The sequence below is a fragment of the Labilibaculum euxinicum genome, assembly GCF_009795715.1.
In the GTDB taxonomy this organism is placed as follows: domain Bacteria; phylum Bacteroidota; class Bacteroidia; order Bacteroidales; family Marinifilaceae; genus Labilibaculum; species Labilibaculum euxinus.
In genome coordinates, this window is the sequence record NZ_WTCR01000038.1 from 1 (window position 1) to 327 (window position 327).

The 327-nt window shown below is 44.0% G+C and carries 3 tRNA genes; all 3 read left to right on the forward strand.

Annotation, left to right across the window (positions count from 1 at the left end):
• The first annotated feature begins 1 nt into the window (after window position 1).
• Window positions 2–74, forward strand: a tRNA-Lys gene (locus GQR60_RS19965).
• Window positions 75–107: 33 nt separating this feature from the next.
• Window positions 108–180 (forward strand) — tRNA-Lys (locus tag GQR60_RS19970).
• A 33-nt stretch (window positions 181–213) separates the two neighbouring features.
• Window positions 214–286, forward strand: a tRNA-Lys gene (locus GQR60_RS19975).
• Window positions 287–327 lie beyond the last annotated feature (41 nt).

Below are 327 nucleotides of genomic sequence, written 5' to 3' on the forward strand. Positions count from 1 at the left end.
TGATTCCTTAGCTCAGCTGGTAGAGCACATCACTTTTAATGATGGGGTCCTGGGTTCGAACCCCAGAGGGATCACAAAGACAACCAAAGTCTTCAAAAAATAAGGATGATTCCTTAGCTCAGCTGGTAGAGCACATCACTTTTAATGATGGGGTCCTGGGTTCGAACCCCAGAGGGATCACAAAGACAACCAAAGTCTTCAAAAAATAAGGATGATTCCTTAGCTCAGCTGGTAGAGCACATCACTTTTAATGATGGGGTCCTGGGTTCGAACCCCAGAGGGATCACAAAGACAACCAAAGTCTTCAAAAAATAAGGATGATTCCTT